This window comes from Wenxinia marina DSM 24838, from assembly GCF_000379485.1.
In the GTDB taxonomy this organism is placed as follows: Bacteria; Pseudomonadota; Alphaproteobacteria; order Rhodobacterales; family Rhodobacteraceae; genus Wenxinia; species Wenxinia marina.
In genome coordinates this window covers 244,833-262,873 of the sequence record NZ_KB902277.1, presented here as the reverse complement: position 1 = coordinate 262,873, position 18,041 = coordinate 244,833, and the positions used below count along the sequence as shown (strand labels likewise).

The 18,041-nt window shown below is 71.1% G+C and carries 14 protein-coding genes; 10 read left to right on the top strand and 4 right to left on the bottom strand.

The features are described from left to right. Window positions 1-332 precede the first annotated feature (332 nt). Window positions 333-1,244, bottom strand: coding sequence for a LysR family transcriptional regulator (locus A37W_RS0103175; RefSeq protein ID WP_018301577.1), 912 nt, complete (start codon window positions 1,242-1,244; stop codon window positions 333-335). Window positions 1,245-1,404: 160 nt separating this feature from the next. Here A37W_RS0103175 and A37W_RS0103170 point away from each other — a divergent pair, with 160 nt between their 5' ends. From A37W_RS0103170 to A37W_RS0103130, 9 genes are all read left to right on the top strand, one after another. Further along, a complete protein-coding gene (locus tag A37W_RS0103170; protein WP_018301576.1) occupies window positions 1,405-4,824 on the top strand; it encodes an indolepyruvate ferredoxin oxidoreductase family protein in 3,420 nt (1,139 codons plus the stop codon). A gap of 480 nt (window positions 4,825-5,304) precedes the next feature. After that, the gene (locus A37W_RS0103165) at window positions 5,305-6,117 is read left to right on the top strand and encodes a glutamate racemase (RefSeq protein WP_018301575.1); all 813 of its coding nucleotides are present in this window, start codon (window positions 5,305-5,307) and stop codon (window positions 6,115-6,117) included. Between the two features lie 90 nt (window positions 6,118-6,207). Next, entirely contained in the window at window positions 6,208-7,233 is a 1,026-nt protein-coding gene (gene argC, locus A37W_RS0103160) for an N-acetyl-gamma-glutamyl-phosphate reductase (RefSeq protein ID WP_018301574.1), read from the top strand. A 904-nt stretch (window positions 7,234-8,137) separates the two neighbouring features. Then, complete coding sequence (gene ccmE, locus A37W_RS0103155) at window positions 8,138-8,614, top strand: cytochrome c maturation protein CcmE (protein ID WP_018301573.1); 477 nt, start codon at window positions 8,138-8,140, stop codon at window positions 8,612-8,614. Window positions 8,615-8,658: 44 nt separating this feature from the next. Then, on the top strand, window positions 8,659-9,270 hold the full coding sequence (locus A37W_RS0103150; RefSeq protein ID WP_018301572.1) for a holin-associated N-acetylmuramidase: 612 nt from the start codon (window positions 8,659-8,661) through the stop codon (window positions 9,268-9,270). Continuing rightward, window positions 9,267-9,848, top strand: coding sequence for a holin family protein (locus A37W_RS0103145; protein WP_018301571.1), 582 nt, complete (start codon window positions 9,267-9,269; stop codon window positions 9,846-9,848). The genes A37W_RS0103150 and A37W_RS0103145 overlap by 4 nt, the downstream gene beginning before the upstream one ends. A 415-nt stretch (window positions 9,849-10,263) precedes the next feature. After that, complete coding sequence (locus tag A37W_RS0103140; RefSeq protein ID WP_018301570.1) at window positions 10,264-12,237, top strand: heme lyase CcmF/NrfE family subunit; 1,974 nt, start codon at window positions 10,264-10,266, stop codon at window positions 12,235-12,237. Further along, on the top strand, window positions 12,234-12,680 hold the full coding sequence (locus A37W_RS0103135; protein WP_018301569.1) for a cytochrome c-type biogenesis protein: 447 nt from the start codon (window positions 12,234-12,236) through the stop codon (window positions 12,678-12,680). Before A37W_RS0103140 ends, A37W_RS0103135 begins: the two co-directional genes overlap by 4 nt. A 69-nt stretch (window positions 12,681-12,749) precedes the next feature. Beyond that, a complete protein-coding gene (locus tag A37W_RS0103130) occupies window positions 12,750-13,529 on the top strand; it encodes an enoyl-CoA hydratase-related protein (protein ID WP_018301568.1) in 780 nt (259 codons plus the stop codon). Here A37W_RS0103130 and A37W_RS0103125 read toward each other — a convergent pair. Then, window positions 13,511-14,032, bottom strand: a complete 522-nt coding sequence (locus tag A37W_RS0103125; protein ID WP_018301567.1) for a DUF2087 domain-containing protein — start codon at window positions 14,030-14,032, stop codon at window positions 13,511-13,513. The genes A37W_RS0103130 and A37W_RS0103125 overlap by 19 nt on opposite strands. 260 nt (window positions 14,033-14,292) lie before the next feature. Here A37W_RS0103125 and A37W_RS22675 point away from each other — a divergent pair, with 260 nt between their 5' ends. Continuing rightward, window positions 14,293-15,009 (top strand): hypothetical protein, encoded by a 717-nt coding sequence (locus A37W_RS22675; protein WP_018301566.1) that lies wholly within the window; start codon window positions 14,293-14,295, stop codon window positions 15,007-15,009. A gap of 166 nt (window positions 15,010-15,175) precedes the next feature. On the opposite strand, the gene gltA is transcribed toward A37W_RS22675, so the two are convergent. Beyond that, on the bottom strand, window positions 15,176-16,465 hold the full coding sequence (gene gltA / locus A37W_RS0103115) for a citrate synthase (protein ID WP_018301565.1): 1,290 nt from the start codon (window positions 16,463-16,465) through the stop codon (window positions 15,176-15,178). Window positions 16,466-16,579: 114 nt separating this feature from the next. Further along, a complete protein-coding gene (gene gltX, locus A37W_RS0103110) occupies window positions 16,580-17,998 on the bottom strand; it encodes a glutamate--tRNA ligase (protein WP_018301564.1) in 1,419 nt (472 codons plus the stop codon). Window positions 17,999-18,041: the final 43 nt, after the last annotated feature.

Sequence of the window (18,041 nt, the reverse complement as noted above, 5' to 3'; positions counted from 1 at the left end):
GGCGGTCCCCTGTCGCCGTTCCTTTAGGGCGTCTCGCGCGGGGATTGAAGGGCGCGGATGCGGAAGGGGCGGCGCGTTCTTCGAGCGAAGTCAAGGGGCCGGCCGAGACGGCCCGAACAGCCGACTGCCCAAAAAAAGAGCCGGGCGACCAGCGCCCGGCCTAAGTCCAACAGGGAGGTATGAGGATGATACGCTTTGCAGCAGCATCGCCCTCACCTGCCCAAGTAGGCGGCAGCGCTGAGTCGATCAAGCGGATTGCTGCACGCGCACGGACAAAACGGACATGCGTTGCGTGCATGGCTCACCCTGCGTCACTTCCGGAGGGCGAGGGCCTATTCCGCAGCCTCTTCGAGAGCGCGCTGGCGCCGGCGATGCGCGATCACCTCGTCCTGCACGAAGTCGCGGAAGGCGGCGATGCGCTTGGACTGGCGCAGTTCCTCGGGGAAGGCGAGGAAGACGGGCACCTCGTTCGACTCAACTTCAGGGAGAACGCGGACGATGTTCGGGAAGTCCTCGACCACGTAGTCGGGCAGGACGCCGATTCCCAGATCACCCCGCACCGCCTGCAGCACGCCGAAGTAGTTGTTGACCGTGAACAGGTGCGGCACGTCGTAGCTGAGCAGGTATTCCACCAGGCTCTTGCCGGCGGAGACCTGGAACGAGGTCGGGTTCTGGCAGATCAGCCGGTGCTTGCCGATCTCCTCCACCGTGGCGGGGGTGCCGTTCGCGGCGATGTAGGCCTCGGTGGCGTAGAGGCGCATGTGGATGCCCATGAGCCGCTTGCGGATCAGGTCGGCCTGGCTCGGCTCCTTCATGCGGATGGCGACGTCGGCCTCGCGCATCGGCAGGTCGAGGACCCTCTCCTCCAGCATGAGGTCGATCTTGAGGTCGGGATACAACTCGTACAGCTTGGCCAGCCGGGGGGCGAGCCAGAGCGTGCCGAAGGCGGTGGTCGTCGTGACCTTGATCTCGCCGAACACCTCCTCCTCGCTGTCGCGGATGCGGGCGGCGGCGGTTTCCAGCCGCTTGTTCATCGCGCGCGTCGCGTCGAACAGGAGTTCCCCCTGCTCGGTGAGAATCAGTCCGCGGGCATGGCGGTGGAACAGCGTGGTGTTCAGCGATTCCTCGAGGCTGCGGATCTGGCGGCTGACCGCCGACTGGCTGAGGTGCAACACGTCGCCCGCGTGGGTCAGGGACCCCGCGTCGGCCACCGCGTGGAAGATCCTAAGCTTGTCCCAGTCCATCTCGATCAGGTCCGTTCGTCGTTAGCGCTCGCATTGGCCCGCCCGTTACTTAGGCTATCATCCCAAGATCAACAGACGGTGTCAGCGGGAAATACGTGTAAAGGTCAGCGCTTTTGACCTATACTGCCCGCAAGCGGTCATCAGGCGCGGGAGGCGCTGAATGAGCAGGCAGGATATCAGTCTTCACGACAAATACGACCTGACAAAAAGTCCGGTCCTCCTGAACGGCACGCAGGCGCTGGTCCGGCTGATGCTGATGCAGAAGGCGCGGGATCGGGCCGCCGGGCTGAACACCGCCGGTTACGTCACCGGCTACCGCGGCTCGCCTCTCGGCGCGGTGGACCTGTCGATGGCGCAGGCGAGGAAGGACCTGACCGCGGCCGACATCACCTTCCAGCCGGGCCTGAACGAGGACCTTGCCGCGACTGCCCTCTGGGGCAGCCAGCAGGCGGAACTCCGGGGCGAGGGCAAGTACGACGGCGTCTTCGGCCTGTGGTACGGCAAGGGCCCCGGCGTCGACCGTTCCGGCGACGTGATGCGCCACGCCAACATGGCCGGCACCTCGCGCTTCGGCGGGGTGCTGATGGCGATGGGCGACGACCATACGGGCGAGAGCTCGACCGTCTGCCACCAGTCCGACTGGGCGCTGGTCGACGCCTACATGCCGGTCCTGTCGCCCGCGGGCGTGCAGGAGATCCTCGATTTCGGCCTCTACGGCTTCGCCCTCAGCCGCTACGCCGGAGTCTGGGCGGGTCTCAAGACCATGAAGGACACGGTCGAGGTGACCTCCGTCGTCGACGGCAGCTGGGACCGCCTGTCGTTCGTCGCGCCGGAGGATTTCGCGATGCCGGATGGCGGGCTGAACATCCGCCTCAACGATCACTGGATCCCGCAGGAAGCGCGGATGATCGACTACAAGCGCTTCGCCGCCGAGGCGTTCGCGCGGGCCAACCGGATGGACCGCCGCGTCTGGGGCAAGCCCGGCGCCACCATCGGCTTCGCCGCCGCCGGCAAGAACTGGCTGGACCTGCAGCACGCCCTCTCCCTCCTCGGCATCGACGAGGCGGGGGCCGAGGCGATGGGGATCACGACCTACAAGATCGCGCAGACCTTCCCGCTCGACATGACCTCGTTCCACGACTGGGCCGAGGGCCTCGACCTGATCGTGGTGGTCGAGGAGAAGCGCAAGCTGATCGAGGTGCAGATCAAGGAGGCGATCTTCGACGACCGCCAGGGCCGCCGCGTCTATGGCTGGTACCGGGGCGGCGCCGGGGGGATGCATGAGGAGGAACTCTTCCCGACGCGCATGGCGCTCGACCCGGTGATGATCGCCGAGAAGATCGGCGGCATCCTGATCGAGGAGGGGCGCTCGTCCGAGCACCTGAAATCTGCGCTTGCCCGCGTGGTCGAGGCGCAGCGCAGCGAGAACGCCGAGGAGATCGCGGTCCGCACGCCCTATTTCTGCGCCGGCTGTCCGCACAACACCTCGACCAAGCTGCCCGAAGGCTCCCGCGCCTATGCCGGGATCGGCTGTCACATCATGTCGCTGTGGATGGACCGCGACACCTCCGGCTTCACCCACATGGGCGCCGAGGGAGCGAACTGGGTCGGCGAGGCGCCGTTCAGCAAACGGCGGCACGTGTTCCAGAATCTCGGCGACGGCACCTACAACCATTCCGGCCTTCTCGCGATCCGCGCCGCGCTCGCCGCGAACACCAACATCACCTACAAGATCCTCTACAACGACGCCGTCGCGATGACCGGCGGGCAGACCAACGAGGGCGGCCTGAAGCCGAGCCGAATCGCGAAGGAGCTGCTCGCGATGGGCGTGCGCGAGGTGGCGCTGGTCTACGATCCCAAGGAGGATTTCGACCGCTCGTCCTTCCCGGTGGAGGTGAAGCAGCACGTCCGCGACGAGATGCCCCGCGTCATGGACCACATGAAGGCGCAGGACGGCGTGACCGCCATCATCTACGTCCAGACCTGCGCCGCCGAGAAGCGCCGCCGCCGCAAGCGCGGAACGTTTCCGAAGATGGACCAGCGGGTCTGGATCAACACCGACGTCTGCGAGGGCTGCGGCGATTGCGGGGTGCAGTCCAACTGCGTCGCCATCGTGCCGGTGGAGACGGAGTTCGGGCGCAAGCGGGCGGTGGACCAGTCCTCGTGCAACCTCGACATGTCGTGCCTCAAGGGCTTCTGCCCGTCCTTCGTGACGCTGGAGGGGGCGAAGCCGCGCAAGGGGCAGGGGATCGAGCTGGACCTGCCGGACATGCCCGAGCCGCAGCTGCCCCGCATCCACGGCACCCACAACGTCGTCATCACCGGCGTCGGCGGGACCGGCGTCGTCACGGTCGGCGCACTGCTGGCCATGGCCGCCCATGTCGACGGCAAGGGTGCGGGCATGATGGAGATGGCGGGCCTCGCGCAGAAGGGCGGGGCGGTGCACATCCACTGCCGGATCGGCGCCACGCCGCAGGCGATCAGCGCGATCCGCGTCGCGGCCGGCGAGGCCGACACGCTGATCGGCGGCGACCTGGTCGTGAGCGCGGGGACGAAGACGCTGGGCCTGACGACGACGGGCCGCACCCGCGGCATCGTCAACAGCCACGAGATCGTCACCGGCGACTTCACCCGCAACACCGAGTTCCGCCTGCCGACCGAGCGCCTGACGCTGGCGCTGGAGCGGCGCCTGAGGGACGGGCTGACCCTGTTCGACGCGTCCGAGCTGGCGGCGAAGGTGATGGGCGACTCGATCTACGCCAATACGATCCTGATGGGCGCCGCCTGGCAGGCCGGGATGCTGCCGCTTAGCGGCGACGCGATCCGCGAGGCGATCCGCCTGAACGGCGCGGCGGTGGAGGGCAATCTCCGTGCCTTCGAGGTGGGCCGCTGGGCGGTGGCGGAGCCTATGGCGATGCGGGAGGTGCTGGCGCCGGAGGCGCCGGCGGAGACGTCGCTCGCCGACCGGATCGCCGCGCGCGCGGCGCATCTCGTCCGGTATCAGGACGACGACCTCGCAAGGCGCTACCGCGCGTTCCTCGACCGGATCGACGATCCCCGGCTGAAGGAGGCGGCGGCGACGGGCTACCACAAGCTGCTCGCCTACAAGGACGAGTACGAGGTCGCGCGGATGCATCTCGGGACGGCCGAACGCACCGACGCCGCCTTCGAGGGCACGACGCGGCGGGTCTACCACCTGTCGCCGCCGCTGCTGGCCCGCAAGGGTGCGGACGGCCGGCCGAAGAAGATCGCGGTGTCCGCGAAGTGGATCGAGCCCGCCTACCGGATGCTCGCCCGGATGAAGGGCCTGCGCGGGACCGCCTTCGACCCCTTCGGCCGCACCGAGGAGCGGCGGATGGAGCGCGCGCTGATCGCCGAGTACGAGCGCGACATGGACGAGGTCCTGCCGCTCGCCCGTCCCGAGGTGATGGACGCCGTCGTCGCGCTGGCCGAACTGCCGCTGCAGATCCGCGGCTTCGGCCCGGTGAAGCAGGCGAACGCGGCCAGGGCGGCGAAGCGGCGGGAGGAGCTGCTGGCGGTCATCCGCGCGGGAGGCGAGACGCGGGCAGCGGCGGAGTAGGGTGGGTGAAACCCACCGCCCCGGCGGGTGAAACGCACCGCCTTGGCCGCTGACAGCGCCGGCCGGGGCGAGCCCTTCGGCCCCCCGCACCCGCCCCGGCCCTGACCCGGGGCTCCGCCGGATCGGCGGTCTCTGACCCATCGAGGCCCCGGCTCGGGGCCGGGGCGGGACGAAGGACCGCCGTCGGCCGGTCATTTTAGAAGACGGCACTCACTCGTATTCGCAGGACACCCGCCCCGGGCCTGACCCGGGGCCCCGCGGTGTGGCAGCGCGGCCTCGCCTCGCGCCGGTACGCCCCCCGGCCCGGCGCGGTCCCCCTGTGCCCCCGCCCGCACGCGCGCCGGTCGCCCGCCCGACCTTCGCACGGCGATGATGGATTTCCTCCGCGAACACTCCTATGACCTCTCTCCGGTGCCGGCGGCGCCCGCGACACCCGGGCGCCGCCGGGACGCGGCGCCGCGAGCGAGGGAAGGGCAGGCAATGGCAGTCGGAATCTTCGACAGCGGACTCGGCGGTCTGACCGTCCTCGGCGCGGTCCAGCGCCGGCTGCCCGACGTGCCGCTGGTCTATTACGGCGACAATGCGAACACGCCCTATGGCGTGCGCACCGCCGACGACATCTTCGAGCTTACGACCGCCGGCGTGACGCGCCTCTTCGACGCCGGCTGCGACCTCGTCATCCTCGCCTGCAACACCGCGTCCGCCGCGGCGCTGCGGCGGATGCAGGAGACGTGGGTGCCGCGCGACAAGCGCGTCCTCGGCGTCTTCGTGCCGCTGATCGAGGCGCTGACGGAGCGCACCTGGGGCGACAACTCCCCCCCGCGCGAGGTCGCGGTCAAGCACGTCGCCCTCTTCGCCACCCCCGCCACCGTCCGCTCCCGCGCGTTCAGCCGCGAGCTGGCGTTCCGCGCGATCGGCGTCGACGTCGAGGCGCAGGCCTGCGGCGGCGTGGTCGACGCGATCGAGGAGGGGGACATGATCCTCGCCGAGGCGCTCGTCCGCTCCCACGTCGACGCGCTGAAGCGCAAGATGCCCGAACCGGACGCCGCGATCCTCGGCTGCACGCACTATCCGCTGGTCGCCGACGTGTTCCAAGACGCGCTGGGCGAGGGCGTCACCGTCTTCAGCCAGGCCAACATCGTCGCAGAGAGCCTCGCCGACTACCTGACGCGCCGGCCCGAGATGGTCGGGGCCGGGACCGAGACGCGGTATCTGACGACCGGCAATCCGAAGAACGTGTCGAACCGGGCGACCCAGTTCCTCCGACGAAAGATCGACTTCGAGGCGGCCTGAGCCGCGTCTCCTTGTCTTCGATCAAATCTGCCGACGCTTGAGCGTGCTACCGCTCTCGAAACGCCGGCCCGTCAGGGATATATCACCGCCATGACCCAGTCCGTCGCCATTCTCGGAGCCTCCGGCTACACCGGGGCCGAGCTCGTCCGCCTGATCGCCACGCACCCCTCGCTGCGGGTCGCCGCCCTCGCCGCCGACCGCAAGGCGGGGCAGCCGATGGCGTCCGTGTTCCCGCACCTGCGCCACCTAGACCTGCCGGACCTCGTCCAGGCGGGCGAGATCGACTATTCCGGCATCGACCTGATCTTCTGCGCGCTGCCGCACGGCCTCAGCCAGGCGCTGGTGACGACGCTGCCGCGCGAGGCCAAGGTGGTCGACCTCGGCGCCGACTTCCGCCTCACGCCCGAGGGCTACGAGACCTGGTACGGCAAGGCCCACGCCGCGGTGGAGCTGCAGGAGGAGGCGGTCTACGGCCTTACCGAGTTCAACCGCGACGCCATCCGCACCGCCCGTCTCGTCGCCGGCACCGGCTGCAACGCCGCGACGGTGCAGTTCGCGCTGCGGCCGCTGATCGGGCAGGGGCTGATCGACGAGGACGACATCGTCTGCGACCTCAAGAACGGCGTCTCGGGCGCCGGGCGGTCGCTGAAGGAGAACATGCTGTTCGCCGAACGCTCGACCGACGTCATGGGCTATTCCCAGGGCGGCAGGCACCGGCACCTCGGCGAGTTCGACCAGGAGTTCACCCGCATCGCGGGCCGCGACGTGCGCATCCAGTTCACCCCGCACCTCGTGCCCGTGAACCGCGGCATCCTCGCCTCCTGCTACCTCAAGGGCGACCCGCAGGCGGTGCACGCGCGGCTGGCGGAAGCCTACGCGGACGAGCCGTTCCTCCACGTCCTGCCCTTCGGCGAGGCGCCGGGGATGGGGCACGTCATGGGCTCCAACTTCTGCCACATCGGGGTCATCGGCGACCGCATCCCGGGCCGGACGCTGGTCGTCGCCACGCTCGACAACCTGTGCAAGGGGTCGAGCGGACAGGCGGTGCAGAACGCGAACCTGATGCTGGGTCTGGAGGAGACGGCGGGCCTGATGCTGGCACCGGTGTTCCCTTGAGCGCGGCCGAAAGCACACCCGCCCCGGCCACCGAGCCGGGGCCCCGCGCCTCCGGGCGTTCCGTTTGCGGCGCGAGGCCCCGGGTCAGGCCCGGAGCGGGTCTTCTGGTGAAGGCGCGCGGGTCCGGCCACGGCACACCCGCCCCGGCCCCTGCGCCGGGGCCCCGCGCCGCCGGGCGAACCGTTTGCGGCGCGAGGCCCCGGGTCAGGCCCGGGGCGGGTCTTCCGGTGAAGGTGCGCGGGTCCGGCCACGGCACACCCGCTCCGGCCACCGAGCGGGGGCCCCGCGCCTCCGGGCGTTCCGCTTGCGGTGCGAGGCCCCGGGTCAGGCCCGGCGCGGGTCTTCTGGTGAAGGCGCGCGGGTCCGGCCACGGCACACCCGCCCCGGCCCCCGAGCCGGGGCCCCGCGCCTCCGGGCGTTCCGCTTGCGGTGCGAGGCCCCGGGTCAGGCCCGGGGCGGGTCTTCCGGTGAAGGCGCGCGGGTCCGGCCACGGCACACCCGCCCCGGCTGCGCCGGGGCCCCGCGCCTCCGGGCGAACCGCTTGCGGCGCGAGGCCCCGGGTCAGGCCCGGGGCGGGTCTTCCGGTGAAGGCGCGCGGGTCCGGCCACGGCACACCCGCCCCGGCTGCGCCGGGGCCCCGCGCCTCCGGGCGAACCGCTTGCGGCGCGAGGCCCCGGGTCAGGCCCGGGGCGGGTCTTCCGGTGAAGGCGCGCGGGTCCGGCCAAAGCACGCCCGCCCCGGCCACCGAGCCGGGGCCTCGCGCCGCCGGGCGCTCCGTTTGCGGCGCGAGGCCCCGGGTCAGGCCCGGGGCGGGTATCCGCGGGCTGCGGCCGTTGGGCACACGCGCACGGGCGGCGACTCGTGTAGGGTGGGTGAAACCCACCGCCCCACCCGAGCCCCGCCGATGAAGTCCCTCAAGAAGAAACGCCGCATCCAGATCATCGTCGTCACATTCGTCGCGCTGGCCCTGTCCACCGCGCTGATCGGCTACGCCATGCGGGACGGCATCAACTTCTTCCGCTCCCCCAGCCAGGTCGCCGAGGCGCCGCCGCAGCCGACCGAGACGTTCCGCATCGGCGGCCTCGTCGAGGAGGGCACGCTGGTCCGCGGCCAGGGCGAGACGGTGACGTTCAACGTCACCGACGGCGCGGCCTCGATCCCGGTCAGCTATACCGGCCTCCTTCCCGACCTCTTCGAGGAGGGGCAGGGCATGGTCGGGCAGGGCCGCTACGTGGACGGCACGTTCGAGGCGTTCGAGATCCTCGCCAAGCACGACGAGAGCTACATGCCCAAGGAAGTGATCGAGGCGCTGCAGGAGCAGGGCGTCTACGTCGAGCCCGACGCGGCTGACGCATCGGACGCTGCCCCAGCCACGAATTAACCACTTCCGGCCACCCTCCCCCGGCGCCAAAAGGGGGAGAGGCCATGCCGACCGTCCGCGAGATCACCGACGACATCCTCGCCCGCGAGGGCGGCTACGTGAATGACCCCGCCGATCCGGGCGGGGCGACGAACTTCGGCATCACCATCGGCACGATGCGGCGCCTCGGCCTGGACCTCGACGGCGACGGACAGGTGACCTCCGCCGACGTCCGCCGGCTGACGCGGGCGCAGGCGGCGGACATCCTGATGCGCCACTACTACGAGCAGCCGCGGATCGCGGAATTGCCGGAGAGTGTCCGGGCGTCGGTCTACGACGCCTACGTGAATTCCGGCGCCAACGCGGTCCGCATCCTCCAGCGGCTGCTGAACGACATGCGCATCGAATGCGAGGTCGACGGCGCGATCGGCCCGCAGACCATCGCCGCGGCCGCTCGCGCGCAGGAGGCGGCGCCGGATCACTTCGCCGACGCCTACGGGATTGCCCGGCGCAACTGGTACTACGCCCTCGCCGACCGCCGGCCCCCCTTGCGCAAGTTCGCGCGGCGGCGGGACGGCGGAAAGGGCGGCTGGATCGACCGGGCCGAGGAATTCATCGCCCCCCGCTACCACCTGACGGACGCCGAGCACCGCGCCCGCACGGCGGCCTGGGCATGAGCCCGCTCGCCGCCCTCTGGGGGCTTCTCTTCGGCGGCGGCCGCAACGTCGTGGCCGAGACGATGGGCGTGTTCCGCGAGAACGCCGAGGCGGCGGGGGTCCGCGATGCCGAGGGCCGCGCCGCCGCGCTGGCGCAGTTCTCCGCCGAGTTCGGCCAGCCCCGCCGCGGCCTCTTCGACCGCGCCATCGACGGGCTGAACCGGATGCCGCGCCCGCTCATGGCCTACGGCGTCCTCGGCCTGTTCGTGACCGCGATGACCGACCCGGTCTGGTTCGCGAGCCGGATGCAGGGCCTCGCCCTGGTGCCCGAGCCGCTGTGGTGGCTGATGGGCGCGATCGTCAGCTTCTATTTCGGCGCCCGCTACCAGAGCCATTCGCAAGAGTTCCAACGCTCGGTCGCCGAGACGATGGCGCGGGTGCCGGAGGTGGCGGCGAACATCGGCGCGCTGCGGGCGATGGAGTCGGACGCCCCGACCGAGGCGCGGACGGTGGAGGCGCCGTCGCCGCGGCAGGACGAGACCGCGGCACTCGGGCAGGGCGGGAACCCCGCGCTGGCGGCCTGGGCCGGTGGACGCTGAGCGGCGAGCGTCGGACGGTGCAGGACAGGCGCTCCCCGCCCCGGCCCTGAGCCGGGGCCCCGCGCATCCGGGTGCGCGGCAGGCGTGGCTCCGGGCGGCGCGAGGTCCCGGGTCGGGCCCGGGACGGGTGGGTCGATGGGGTGCGGTTCCGCACTGGACGGCCCGCCCCGGCCCTGAGCCGGGGCCCCGCGCGCCCGGGAGCGCGTCGGGCGGGCTTCAGACGGCGCGAGGTCCCGGGTCGGGCCCGGGACGGATGGGTTATGGTGACGGCCTCTTGCGCCGACCTACCCCGCCCCTTCCTGCGCCGGAGCCGTGCGAGCCCGGGCGCTCGGCCTGACGAACCGAGGTCCGCCGTCCCGCACATGCGACGCCGCCGCGCATTGGCGGCGCGGCGGAGGCGGCGTATACGTCTCCCATGATCGCCGAATTCGGACACCTGGCCCTGATCCTCGCCTTCGGGCTGGCGCTGATGCAGATGGTGGTGCCGCTCGTCGGCGCGCATCGCGGCTGGCGCGGCTGGATGGCCTTCGCCGAGCCGGCGGCGGTGTCGCAGGCGCTCCTCGTCATCGCGGCCTTCGGCGCCTTGATGCGGGCCTTCGTCACCTCGGACTTCACCCTGCGGATCGTCGTCGAGAACTCGCACTCGGCGAAACCGCTCCTCTACAAGATCAGCGGCGTCTGGGGGAATCACGAGGGCTCGATGCTCCTGTGGGTGCTGATCCTGACGCTCTACGGCGCGGCGGTGGCGCTGTTCGGGACGAACCTGCCGGCGCGCCTGCGGGCGCGGGTGCTGGCGGTGCAGGCGGCGGTGTCGGTCGCCTTCTATGCCTTCATCCTCTTCACCTCGAACCCGTTCGACCGGGTCGCGGTGCCGCCGCTGGACGGGCGCGACCTGAACCCGCTCCTGCAGGATCCCGGCCTCGCGTTCCATCCCCCCTTCCTCTACCTCGGCTACGTGGGCCTCTCGATGGCCTTCTCTTTCGCCATCGCCGCGCTGATCGAGGGGCGGGTCGACGCCGCCTGGGGCCGCTGGGTCAGGCCCTGGACGCTGGCGGCGTGGATCTTCCTGACCATCGGCATCGCGCTGGGCTCCTGGTGGGCCTACTACGAGCTCGGCTGGGGCGGGTTCTGGTTCTGGGACCCGGTGGAGAACGCCAGCTTCATGCCGTGGCTCATCGCCGCCGCCCTCCTGCACTCCGCCATTGTGGTGGAGAAGCGCGAGGCGCTGAAGTCGTGGACCATCCTCCTCGCGATCCTCGCCTTCGGCTTCTCGCTGCTCGGCACCTTCATCGTCCGCTCGGGCATCCTGACCAGCGTGCACGCCTTCGCCAACGACCCCGAGCGGGGGGTCTTCATCCTGATCATCCTCGCCATCTTCGTCGGCGGCGGCCTGACCCTCTACGCCGCCCGGGCGGGCGCGCTGGAGGCGAAGGGCGTCTTCGGCCTCGTCAGCCGCGAGGCGGCGCTGGTGGCGAACAACGTGCTGCTCGCGGTCGCGGCGCTGGTCGTGTTCGTCGGCACGCTGTGGCCGCTCTTCGCCGAGATGGCGTTCGGGCGGGTCCTGTCGGTGGGGGCGCCGTTCTTCGACGCGGCCTTCACGCCGTTCATGGTGGTGCTCGCGCTGATCCTGCCGGTCGGAGCGCTGCTGGCGTGGAAGCGCGGGTCGGTGAGCCGCTCGGTCTCGGTGCTCTGGCCCGCGGCAGCTTTGGCGGTGGCGCTCGCCGCGCTGGCGGTGGCGATGCAGACGGGCCGGTCCGCGCTGGGGCCGCTGGGCCTGCTGCTCGGCGCGTGGATCCTCTTCGGCGCGGCGCTCGACCTTTGGTCGAAGACCGGGCGCGGTGCCCTGGGCGGACGCGTGGCGCGGCTGCGGCGGCTGCCGCGGGCGGACTGGGGTCGGGCGGTCGCCCATGGCGGCCTCGGCGTGACCTTCATCGGGATCGCGGGCATGCTCGCCTGGCAGGTCGAGGACATCCGCGTCGCGCAGGTGGGCGAACCCTTCGACGTCGGCGGCTACGAGGTCACGTTGGCGGACGTGACCGAGGGCGAGGGTCCGAACTACCGCACCACGATGGGCGAGGTCCACGTCGCCCGAGGCGGGCGCGAGGTGGCGCGGCTGTTCCCCGAGAAGCGCGTCTACCCGGTCGCCGGCATGCCGACGACCGAGGCGGCGATCGAGAACGGCGTCTGGCGCGATCTCTACGTCGTCATCGGCGACCCGCAGGACGGAGGCGGCTGGGCCGTCCGCACCTACGTGAAGCCCTTCGCGAACTGGATCTGGGGCGGCGCGATCCTGATGGCGCTGGGCGGCGCGCTGTCGCTGACCGACCGCCGTCTGCGCGTCGCCGCGGGCGCCCGGCCGGCCCCGCCGCCGCCGGTGCCGGCCGAATGAGACGCCTCCTCCTCGTCCTGCTGCTGATCGCGGCGCCGGCCTTCGCGGTGCAGCCGGACGAGGTGCTGGACGATCCCGCGCTCGAGTCGCGGGCGCGGGACATCTCCGCCGGCCTGCGCTGCCCGGTCTGCCGCAACGAATCCATCGACGAGAGCAATGCCGGCGTCGCCCGCGACCTGCGGCTGATGGTGCGCGAGCGGCTGGTGGCCGGCGACAGCGACGCCGAGGTCGTGGACGCGGTCGTCGCGCGGTACGGCGAGTACGTCCTGCTCGCCCCCGACCGGACGGGGGTCAACCTCGTCCTGTGGCTGGCGCCCGCCGCGCTCGGCCTCGCGGGGCTGGTCATCGCGCTGGTCGCCGTGCGCCGCCGGGCCGCGGCACCGCAGGAGGCGCCGCTGGACGAGGACGAACAGCGGCGTCTGGACGAAATCCTCAAGTCGTGACGCCGCGTCCGGCTTTCCGGGCGGCCGTCCGCGGCTGATCCTGCGGCCGGACGCCAGAAGGACCCGCTGATGGACTACCAGACAATCACGCTCGCCGTCCGCGACACCGTCGCGGTGCTGACGATGAACCGGCCCGACGTGATGAACGCCCTCAACACCCAGATGCGCGCCGAGATCACCCACGCCGTAAAGGCGGCGCAGGGCGAGGGCGCGCGGGCGCTGGTGCTGACCGGGGCGGGGCGGGCCTTCTGCTCGGGCCAGGACCTCGGCGACGGGGCGACGGCGGCGCGCATGGATCTGGAGCGGGTGCTGCGGGACGAGTACGTGCCGATGCTGACCGCCATCCTCGACTGCCCGCTTCCGGTCATCGCCGCGGTGAACGGCGCCGCCGCCGGCGCGGGGGCCAACCTGGCGCTGGTCGCGGACGTCATCCTCGCGTCCGAAGAGGCGTTCTTCCAGCAGGCCTTCACCCGGATCGGCCTGATCCCCGACGCCGGCGGCACCTGGTTCCTGCCGCGGCACGTCGGCTACCAGCGCGCGATGGGCGCAAGCCTCTTCGCCGACCGGATCACCGCCCGCCAGGCGGTCGAGTGGGGGATGGTCTACGAGGCGGTCCCCGCGGCCGATTTCGACGCGCACTGGCGCGCCAGGGCGGCCCAGCTCGCCGCCGGGCCGACCGAGACATACCGCCTGCTGAAGGAGGCGATGCGCGCCAGCTTCGAGAACCGCATCGACGAGCAGCTGGCGCTGGAGGGACGCCTGCAGGGCCGCCTCGGCCAGAGCCGCGACTTCAAGGAGGGCATCGTCGCCTTTCTCGAGAAGCGGCCGCCTCAGTTCGAGGGGCGCTGAACGGCGCGGATCACCTCCAGCGCCTCGGCCGGGGGCCGCCGCTCCACCCGGCGGTAGACCGAGCCGTCGGTCGCCCGCTCCGCCAGCCGGTGGTCGATCAGCGAGCGGCGCAGCAGCACGTGGTCGCCGAAGGCGGCGAAGTCCTTGAGCCGCGCGTTCACCTCGCGCTCCGTCAGGTCGCGACCGGAGGGCAGGCGCGCCCAGGCGGACCACACGCACAGCGCCTGCACCTGTGTCTGGCGGGGCCAGCGGATCATCCGCCCCTCCGCGTCGAAGCAGCGCAGCGCCCGGTCGACGCGCCGGCGATCCACCGGCTCGGGCGCCGGAGCGGGCGTCACGGCGGCGCGCAGGTGCTGCCAGTTGCGGTATCCCGCGGCGCGGGCGAGGTGGCCGAGCAGGCGCTGGTGGCCGGGCGGTTCGCTGTCCTCGGCGAGGCTGGCGCCGAGGGTGCGGGCAAAAGCCGAAAGGTCGGGGATGGTCAGGGAAATGGCGTCGCGCGTCATGGCACGTCTCCGGTCCTGCGGGACATCTCCGGCAGCGCCGGCGGACGGGTCGCCCTTGGTCTCCTGTCGTCCCGCGCCCGAGGGCGTAGTTCACGGCAAGGTGGTCTGGCGGCAGGTTCAGCTTGGCCCTGCGGCCGGCGACGCCTGGGTGAACTGCGGACCCGTTCCGGCAATAGCGCCCGGAGGCCCGACCGCGCAAGCCCCGATGGACGCACGGGTTCCCCGACGCTAGCCTGCCGTCGGCAGACGAGGAGGGCCCGATGGATCGCGACGAGATCGTCATCTCCTACTACCGGGTGCGGCAGGCTCTCGGCTGGCTCGGCCTGTCGCTGCCGGTCCTGCTCATCGCGGGCGGGGTCCTGTCGGTCGGCGGGGTGGAGCCGTCGATCTCGGACTACTATCACACCGTCCTGCGCGACGTGTTCGTGGGCGTGATGACCTCGATCGCGATCTTCCTCATCGCCTATCCCGGCCACCGCAGCGGCGTGGGGGAGTTCATCTCGGACGACAAGATGACGACTCTGGCCGGCCTCGCCGCCTTCGGCGTCGCGTTCCTGCCGAACGAGAAGGCGGGCGTGTTCGAGACCGAGTCGGTCAGCCAGCTGATGATGGGCGTCCGCGCGGCGGCGATCGGGCACTACACCTGCGCGCTGATCTTCCTGTCCGCGCTCACCTGGATCTGCCTGCGCAAGTTCACCCGCACGGCGAAGCCGTGGCGCCGTCGCATCTACCGCGCCTGCGGCTGGACCATCGCGGCGATGACGGTGGGGGTGCTGGTGACGTCGGCCGTCCGGGTGGGCGGGGTGGCGCCGTTCGACCGGGTGGTCGAGGACTGGATGCTGATCCTCTGGTGCGAGGCGATCGCGGTCTGGGCCTTCTCGCTGGCCTGGCTGACGAAGGGTCGCGCGGATCAGTCGCTGGCGCGGATGCTGCACCTTACGACCCGCCGGGACAGCGGTATCGCGGCGGGGGAGTAGGGGGGGACGGCGCCTCCGGTAGGACCCGCCCCGGGCCTGACCCGGGGCCTCGCGAGGCATGAGACCGTGGAGCACAATCGAGCGAGGTCCCGGGGCAAGCCCGGGACGCGTGTCACTCAGGGGCGGCGCGGCGGCGGACCGCCGCGCCGATCAAGCGATAGGCCGCTCAGCGGTTCTCGATATCCACGTAGTCCCGCGCCGTCGCGCCGCAGTACAGCTGCCGCGGCCGGCCGATCTTGAGCTGCGGATCGCTCAGCTGTTCCTTCCACTGGCTGATCCAGCCCACCGTCCGCGCCAGCGCGAAGATCGGCGTGAACATCGAGGTGGGGAAGCCCATCGCCTCGAGGATGATGCCCGAGTAGAAGTCCACGTTCGGGAACAGCTTGCGCTCGATGAAGTACTCGTCCGCGGTCGCCTGCTTCTCCAGCTCCTTGGCGACGGCGAGGATCGGGTTGTTCTCGACCCCCAGCAAGTCGAGCACCTCGTCCGCCGACTGCTTCATCACCTTCGCGCGCGGGTCGAAGTTCTTGTAGACCCGGTGGCCGAAGCCCATCAGGCGGAACGGATCGTCCTTGTCCTTGGCGCGGGCGATGTATTCGGGGATCCGGTCGACCGACCCGATCTCCTTGAGCGTCTCGAGAGCGGCCTGGTTGGCGCCGCCGTGGGCTGGCCCCCACAGGCAGGCGATGCCGGCCGCGATGCAGGCGAACGGGTTCGCGCCCGAGGACGAGGCGAGGCGCACCGTCGAGGTGGACGCGTTCTGCTCGTGGTCGGCGTGCAGGGTGAAGATCCGGTCCATCGCGCGGGCGAGGACAGGGTCGATCTTGTACTCCTCCGCCGGCACGGCGAAGCACATGTGCAGGAAGTTGCTGGCGTAATCGAGGTCGTTGCGCGGGTACACGAAGGGCTGCCCGATCGAGTACTTGTAGGCCCAGGCCGCGATCGTCGGCATCTTGGCGATCAGCCGGAACGACGCGATCTCGCGCTGGCGCGGATCGCCGATATCGGTGCTGTCGTGGTAGAACGCGGCCATTGCGCCGACCACGCCGACCATGACGGCCATCGGGTGCGCGTCGCGGCGGAAGCCGCGGAAGAAGTACTGCATCTGCTCGTGCAGCATCGTGTGGCGGGTGACCGTGGTCTCGAACTCCTCCAGCTGCTCGGCCGACGGAAGCTCGCCGTAGAGCAGCAGGTAGCAGACCTCGAGGTAGTGCGACTTGGACGCCAGCTGGTCGATCGGGTAGCCGCGGTGCAGCAGCTCGCCCTTCTCGCCGTCGATGAAGGTGATCGCGCTGTCGCAGGCGGCGGTGGAGGTGAAGCCGGGATCGTAGGTGAACAGCCCCGACTGGCCGTAGAGCTTGCGGATGTCGATGACGTCGGGGCCGGTGGTCCCGGACAGGACCGGAAGCTCGAAGCTGTCGTCGCCGATCGTCAGTTTAGCCGTCTTGTCCGCCATGAAGGCTCCCTTCGAGGTCTTGGGATCCCGGGGGCGCCGCAGGCGCGGCGGGGATCGGTTTCTCCGCGGGTCGTCCCTCGCGCCAGTTAGGGCGCAAAGGGTGACGAAAAGGTATCAGGAGGCCGCGTCCCCGATCCGGGCGATCGTCTCGTCCCGGCCGAGCACCAGCATCATGTCGAACACGCTGGGAGAGACCGTCCGGCCGGCCAGCGCCGCGCGGAGAGGGCCGGCGAGCTTGCCCAGCCCCATCCCGTGACGCTCGGCCGCGTCCTTGACGATCCCCTCCAGGGCGTCGCGCTCCCAGCTAGCATCTCGCAGGTGCGGCGTCAATTCGGCCAGTATACCACGGGATACCGCATCCAGCGCCGCGGCCGACTTCTCGTCCGGCTCGATCGGCCGCTCGGTCAGCGCGAACTGCGCCTTTTCAAGTAGTTCCGGATAGGTCTTCGCGCGCTCCTTGAGGTGCGGCATCGCGGCCTCCACCAGCGCCCGCTGCCGTTCGGTCAGCGGCGGCTGCCCCGACGCGGCCAGGTAATCCGCCACTTCTTTCAGCAGTGCAGCATCGTCCGCGGCGGCAATGTGCCGGCCGCTGAGATTGTCGAGCTTCTTGAAGTCGAAGCGCGCCGGCGACTTGCCGATCCCTTCGAGGTCGAACCACTCGCGCGCCTCGTCGTCGGTGAAGAATTCCGCGTCGCCGTGGCTCCATCCCAGGCGGGTGAGGTAGTTGCGCATCCCCGCCGCCGGGTAGCCCATCGCCCGGTACTCCGCCGCGCCAGTGGCGCCGTGGCGCTTGGACAGCTTCTTGCCGTCGGGCCCGAAGATCAGCGGGATGTGGGCCATCACCGGCACTGGCCAACCCATCGCGTCGTAGACCAGCTTCTGCCGGAAGGCGTTGGTCAGGTGGTCGTCGCCGCGGATGATGTGGGTCACGCCCATGTCATGGTCGTCCACCACCACGGCCAGCATGTAGACCGGCGTCCCGTCCGAGCGCAGAAGGACCATGTCGTCGAGCTGGTCGTTCTGCAGCGTCACCTCGCCCTGCACGGCGTCGTGGATCGTGGTCGCGCCGTCCTGCGGGGCGCGGATGCGGATGGCGTAGGGCGCATCGGGATGCGTCGCCGGATCGGCGTCGCGCCAGGGAGAGCGGAAGAGGGTGGAGCGGCCCTCGGCGCGGGCGGCCTCGCGGAACGCCTCGATCTCCTCCTGCGTGGAGAAGCACTTGTAGGCGCGGCCATTGGCCAGCAGCTCGTTGGCGACCTCGGCATGGCGATCAGCCCGCGCGGCCTGGCTGATCGGCTCGCCGTCCCAGTCGAGGCCGAGCCAGATCAGCCCGTCGAGGATCGCGAGCCGGTTCGCGTCGGTGGATCGGGCGCGGTCGGTATCCTCGATCCGCAGGAGGAGCCGGCCGCCGCGGCCGCGGGCGAACAGCCAGTTGAACAGCGCGGTGCGGGCGCCGCCGATGTGCAGCGCGCCGGTCGGCGAGGGGGCGAAGCGGGTGACGACCTGCGAGGGCGCGTCGGGACGGTCGGACATGGGCGGGATTAACCTTTCGCTAACCTTGGCGCAGGTAGGCTCG

Bases quoted from the DNA above. Each gene is read 5' to 3' on its own strand.
- A37W_RS0103135 (WP_018301569.1), top strand. From the start codon at position 12,234: ATGAGACGCCTCCTCCTCGTCCTGCTGCTGATCGCGGCGCCGGCCTTC.
- A37W_RS0103125 (WP_018301567.1), bottom strand. From the start codon at position 14,032: ATGACGCGCGACGCCATTTCCCTGACCATCCCCGACCTTTCGGCTTTT.
- argC (WP_018301574.1), top strand. From the start codon at position 6,208: ATGACCCAGTCCGTCGCCATTCTCGGAGCCTCCGGCTACACCGGGGCC.
- A37W_RS0103150 (WP_018301572.1), top strand. From the start codon at position 8,659: ATGCCGACCGTCCGCGAGATCACCGACGACATCCTCGCCCGCGAGGGC.
- A37W_RS0103175 (WP_018301577.1), bottom strand. From the start codon at position 1,244: ATGGACTGGGACAAGCTTAGGATCTTCCACGCGGTGGCCGACGCGGGG.
- A37W_RS0103145 (WP_018301571.1), top strand. From the start codon at position 9,267: ATGAGCCCGCTCGCCGCCCTCTGGGGGCTTCTCTTCGGCGGCGGCCGC.
- A37W_RS0103140 (WP_018301570.1), top strand. From the start codon at position 10,264: ATGATCGCCGAATTCGGACACCTGGCCCTGATCCTCGCCTTCGGGCTG.
- A37W_RS0103130 (WP_018301568.1), top strand. From the start codon at position 12,750: ATGGACTACCAGACAATCACGCTCGCCGTCCGCGACACCGTCGCGGTG.
- gltA (WP_018301565.1), bottom strand. From the start codon at position 16,465: ATGGCGGACAAGACGGCTAAACTGACGATCGGCGACGACAGCTTCGAG.
- ccmE (WP_018301573.1), top strand. From the start codon at position 8,138: ATGAAGTCCCTCAAGAAGAAACGCCGCATCCAGATCATCGTCGTCACA.
- A37W_RS0103165 (WP_018301575.1), top strand. From the start codon at position 5,305: ATGGCAGTCGGAATCTTCGACAGCGGACTCGGCGGTCTGACCGTCCTC.
- A37W_RS22675 (WP_018301566.1), top strand. From the start codon at position 14,293: ATGGATCGCGACGAGATCGTCATCTCCTACTACCGGGTGCGGCAGGCT.
- gltX (WP_018301564.1), bottom strand. From the start codon at position 17,998: ATGTCCGACCGTCCCGACGCGCCCTCGCAGGTCGTCACCCGCTTCGCC.
- A37W_RS0103170 (WP_018301576.1), top strand. From the start codon at position 1,405: ATGAGCAGGCAGGATATCAGTCTTCACGACAAATACGACCTGACAAAA.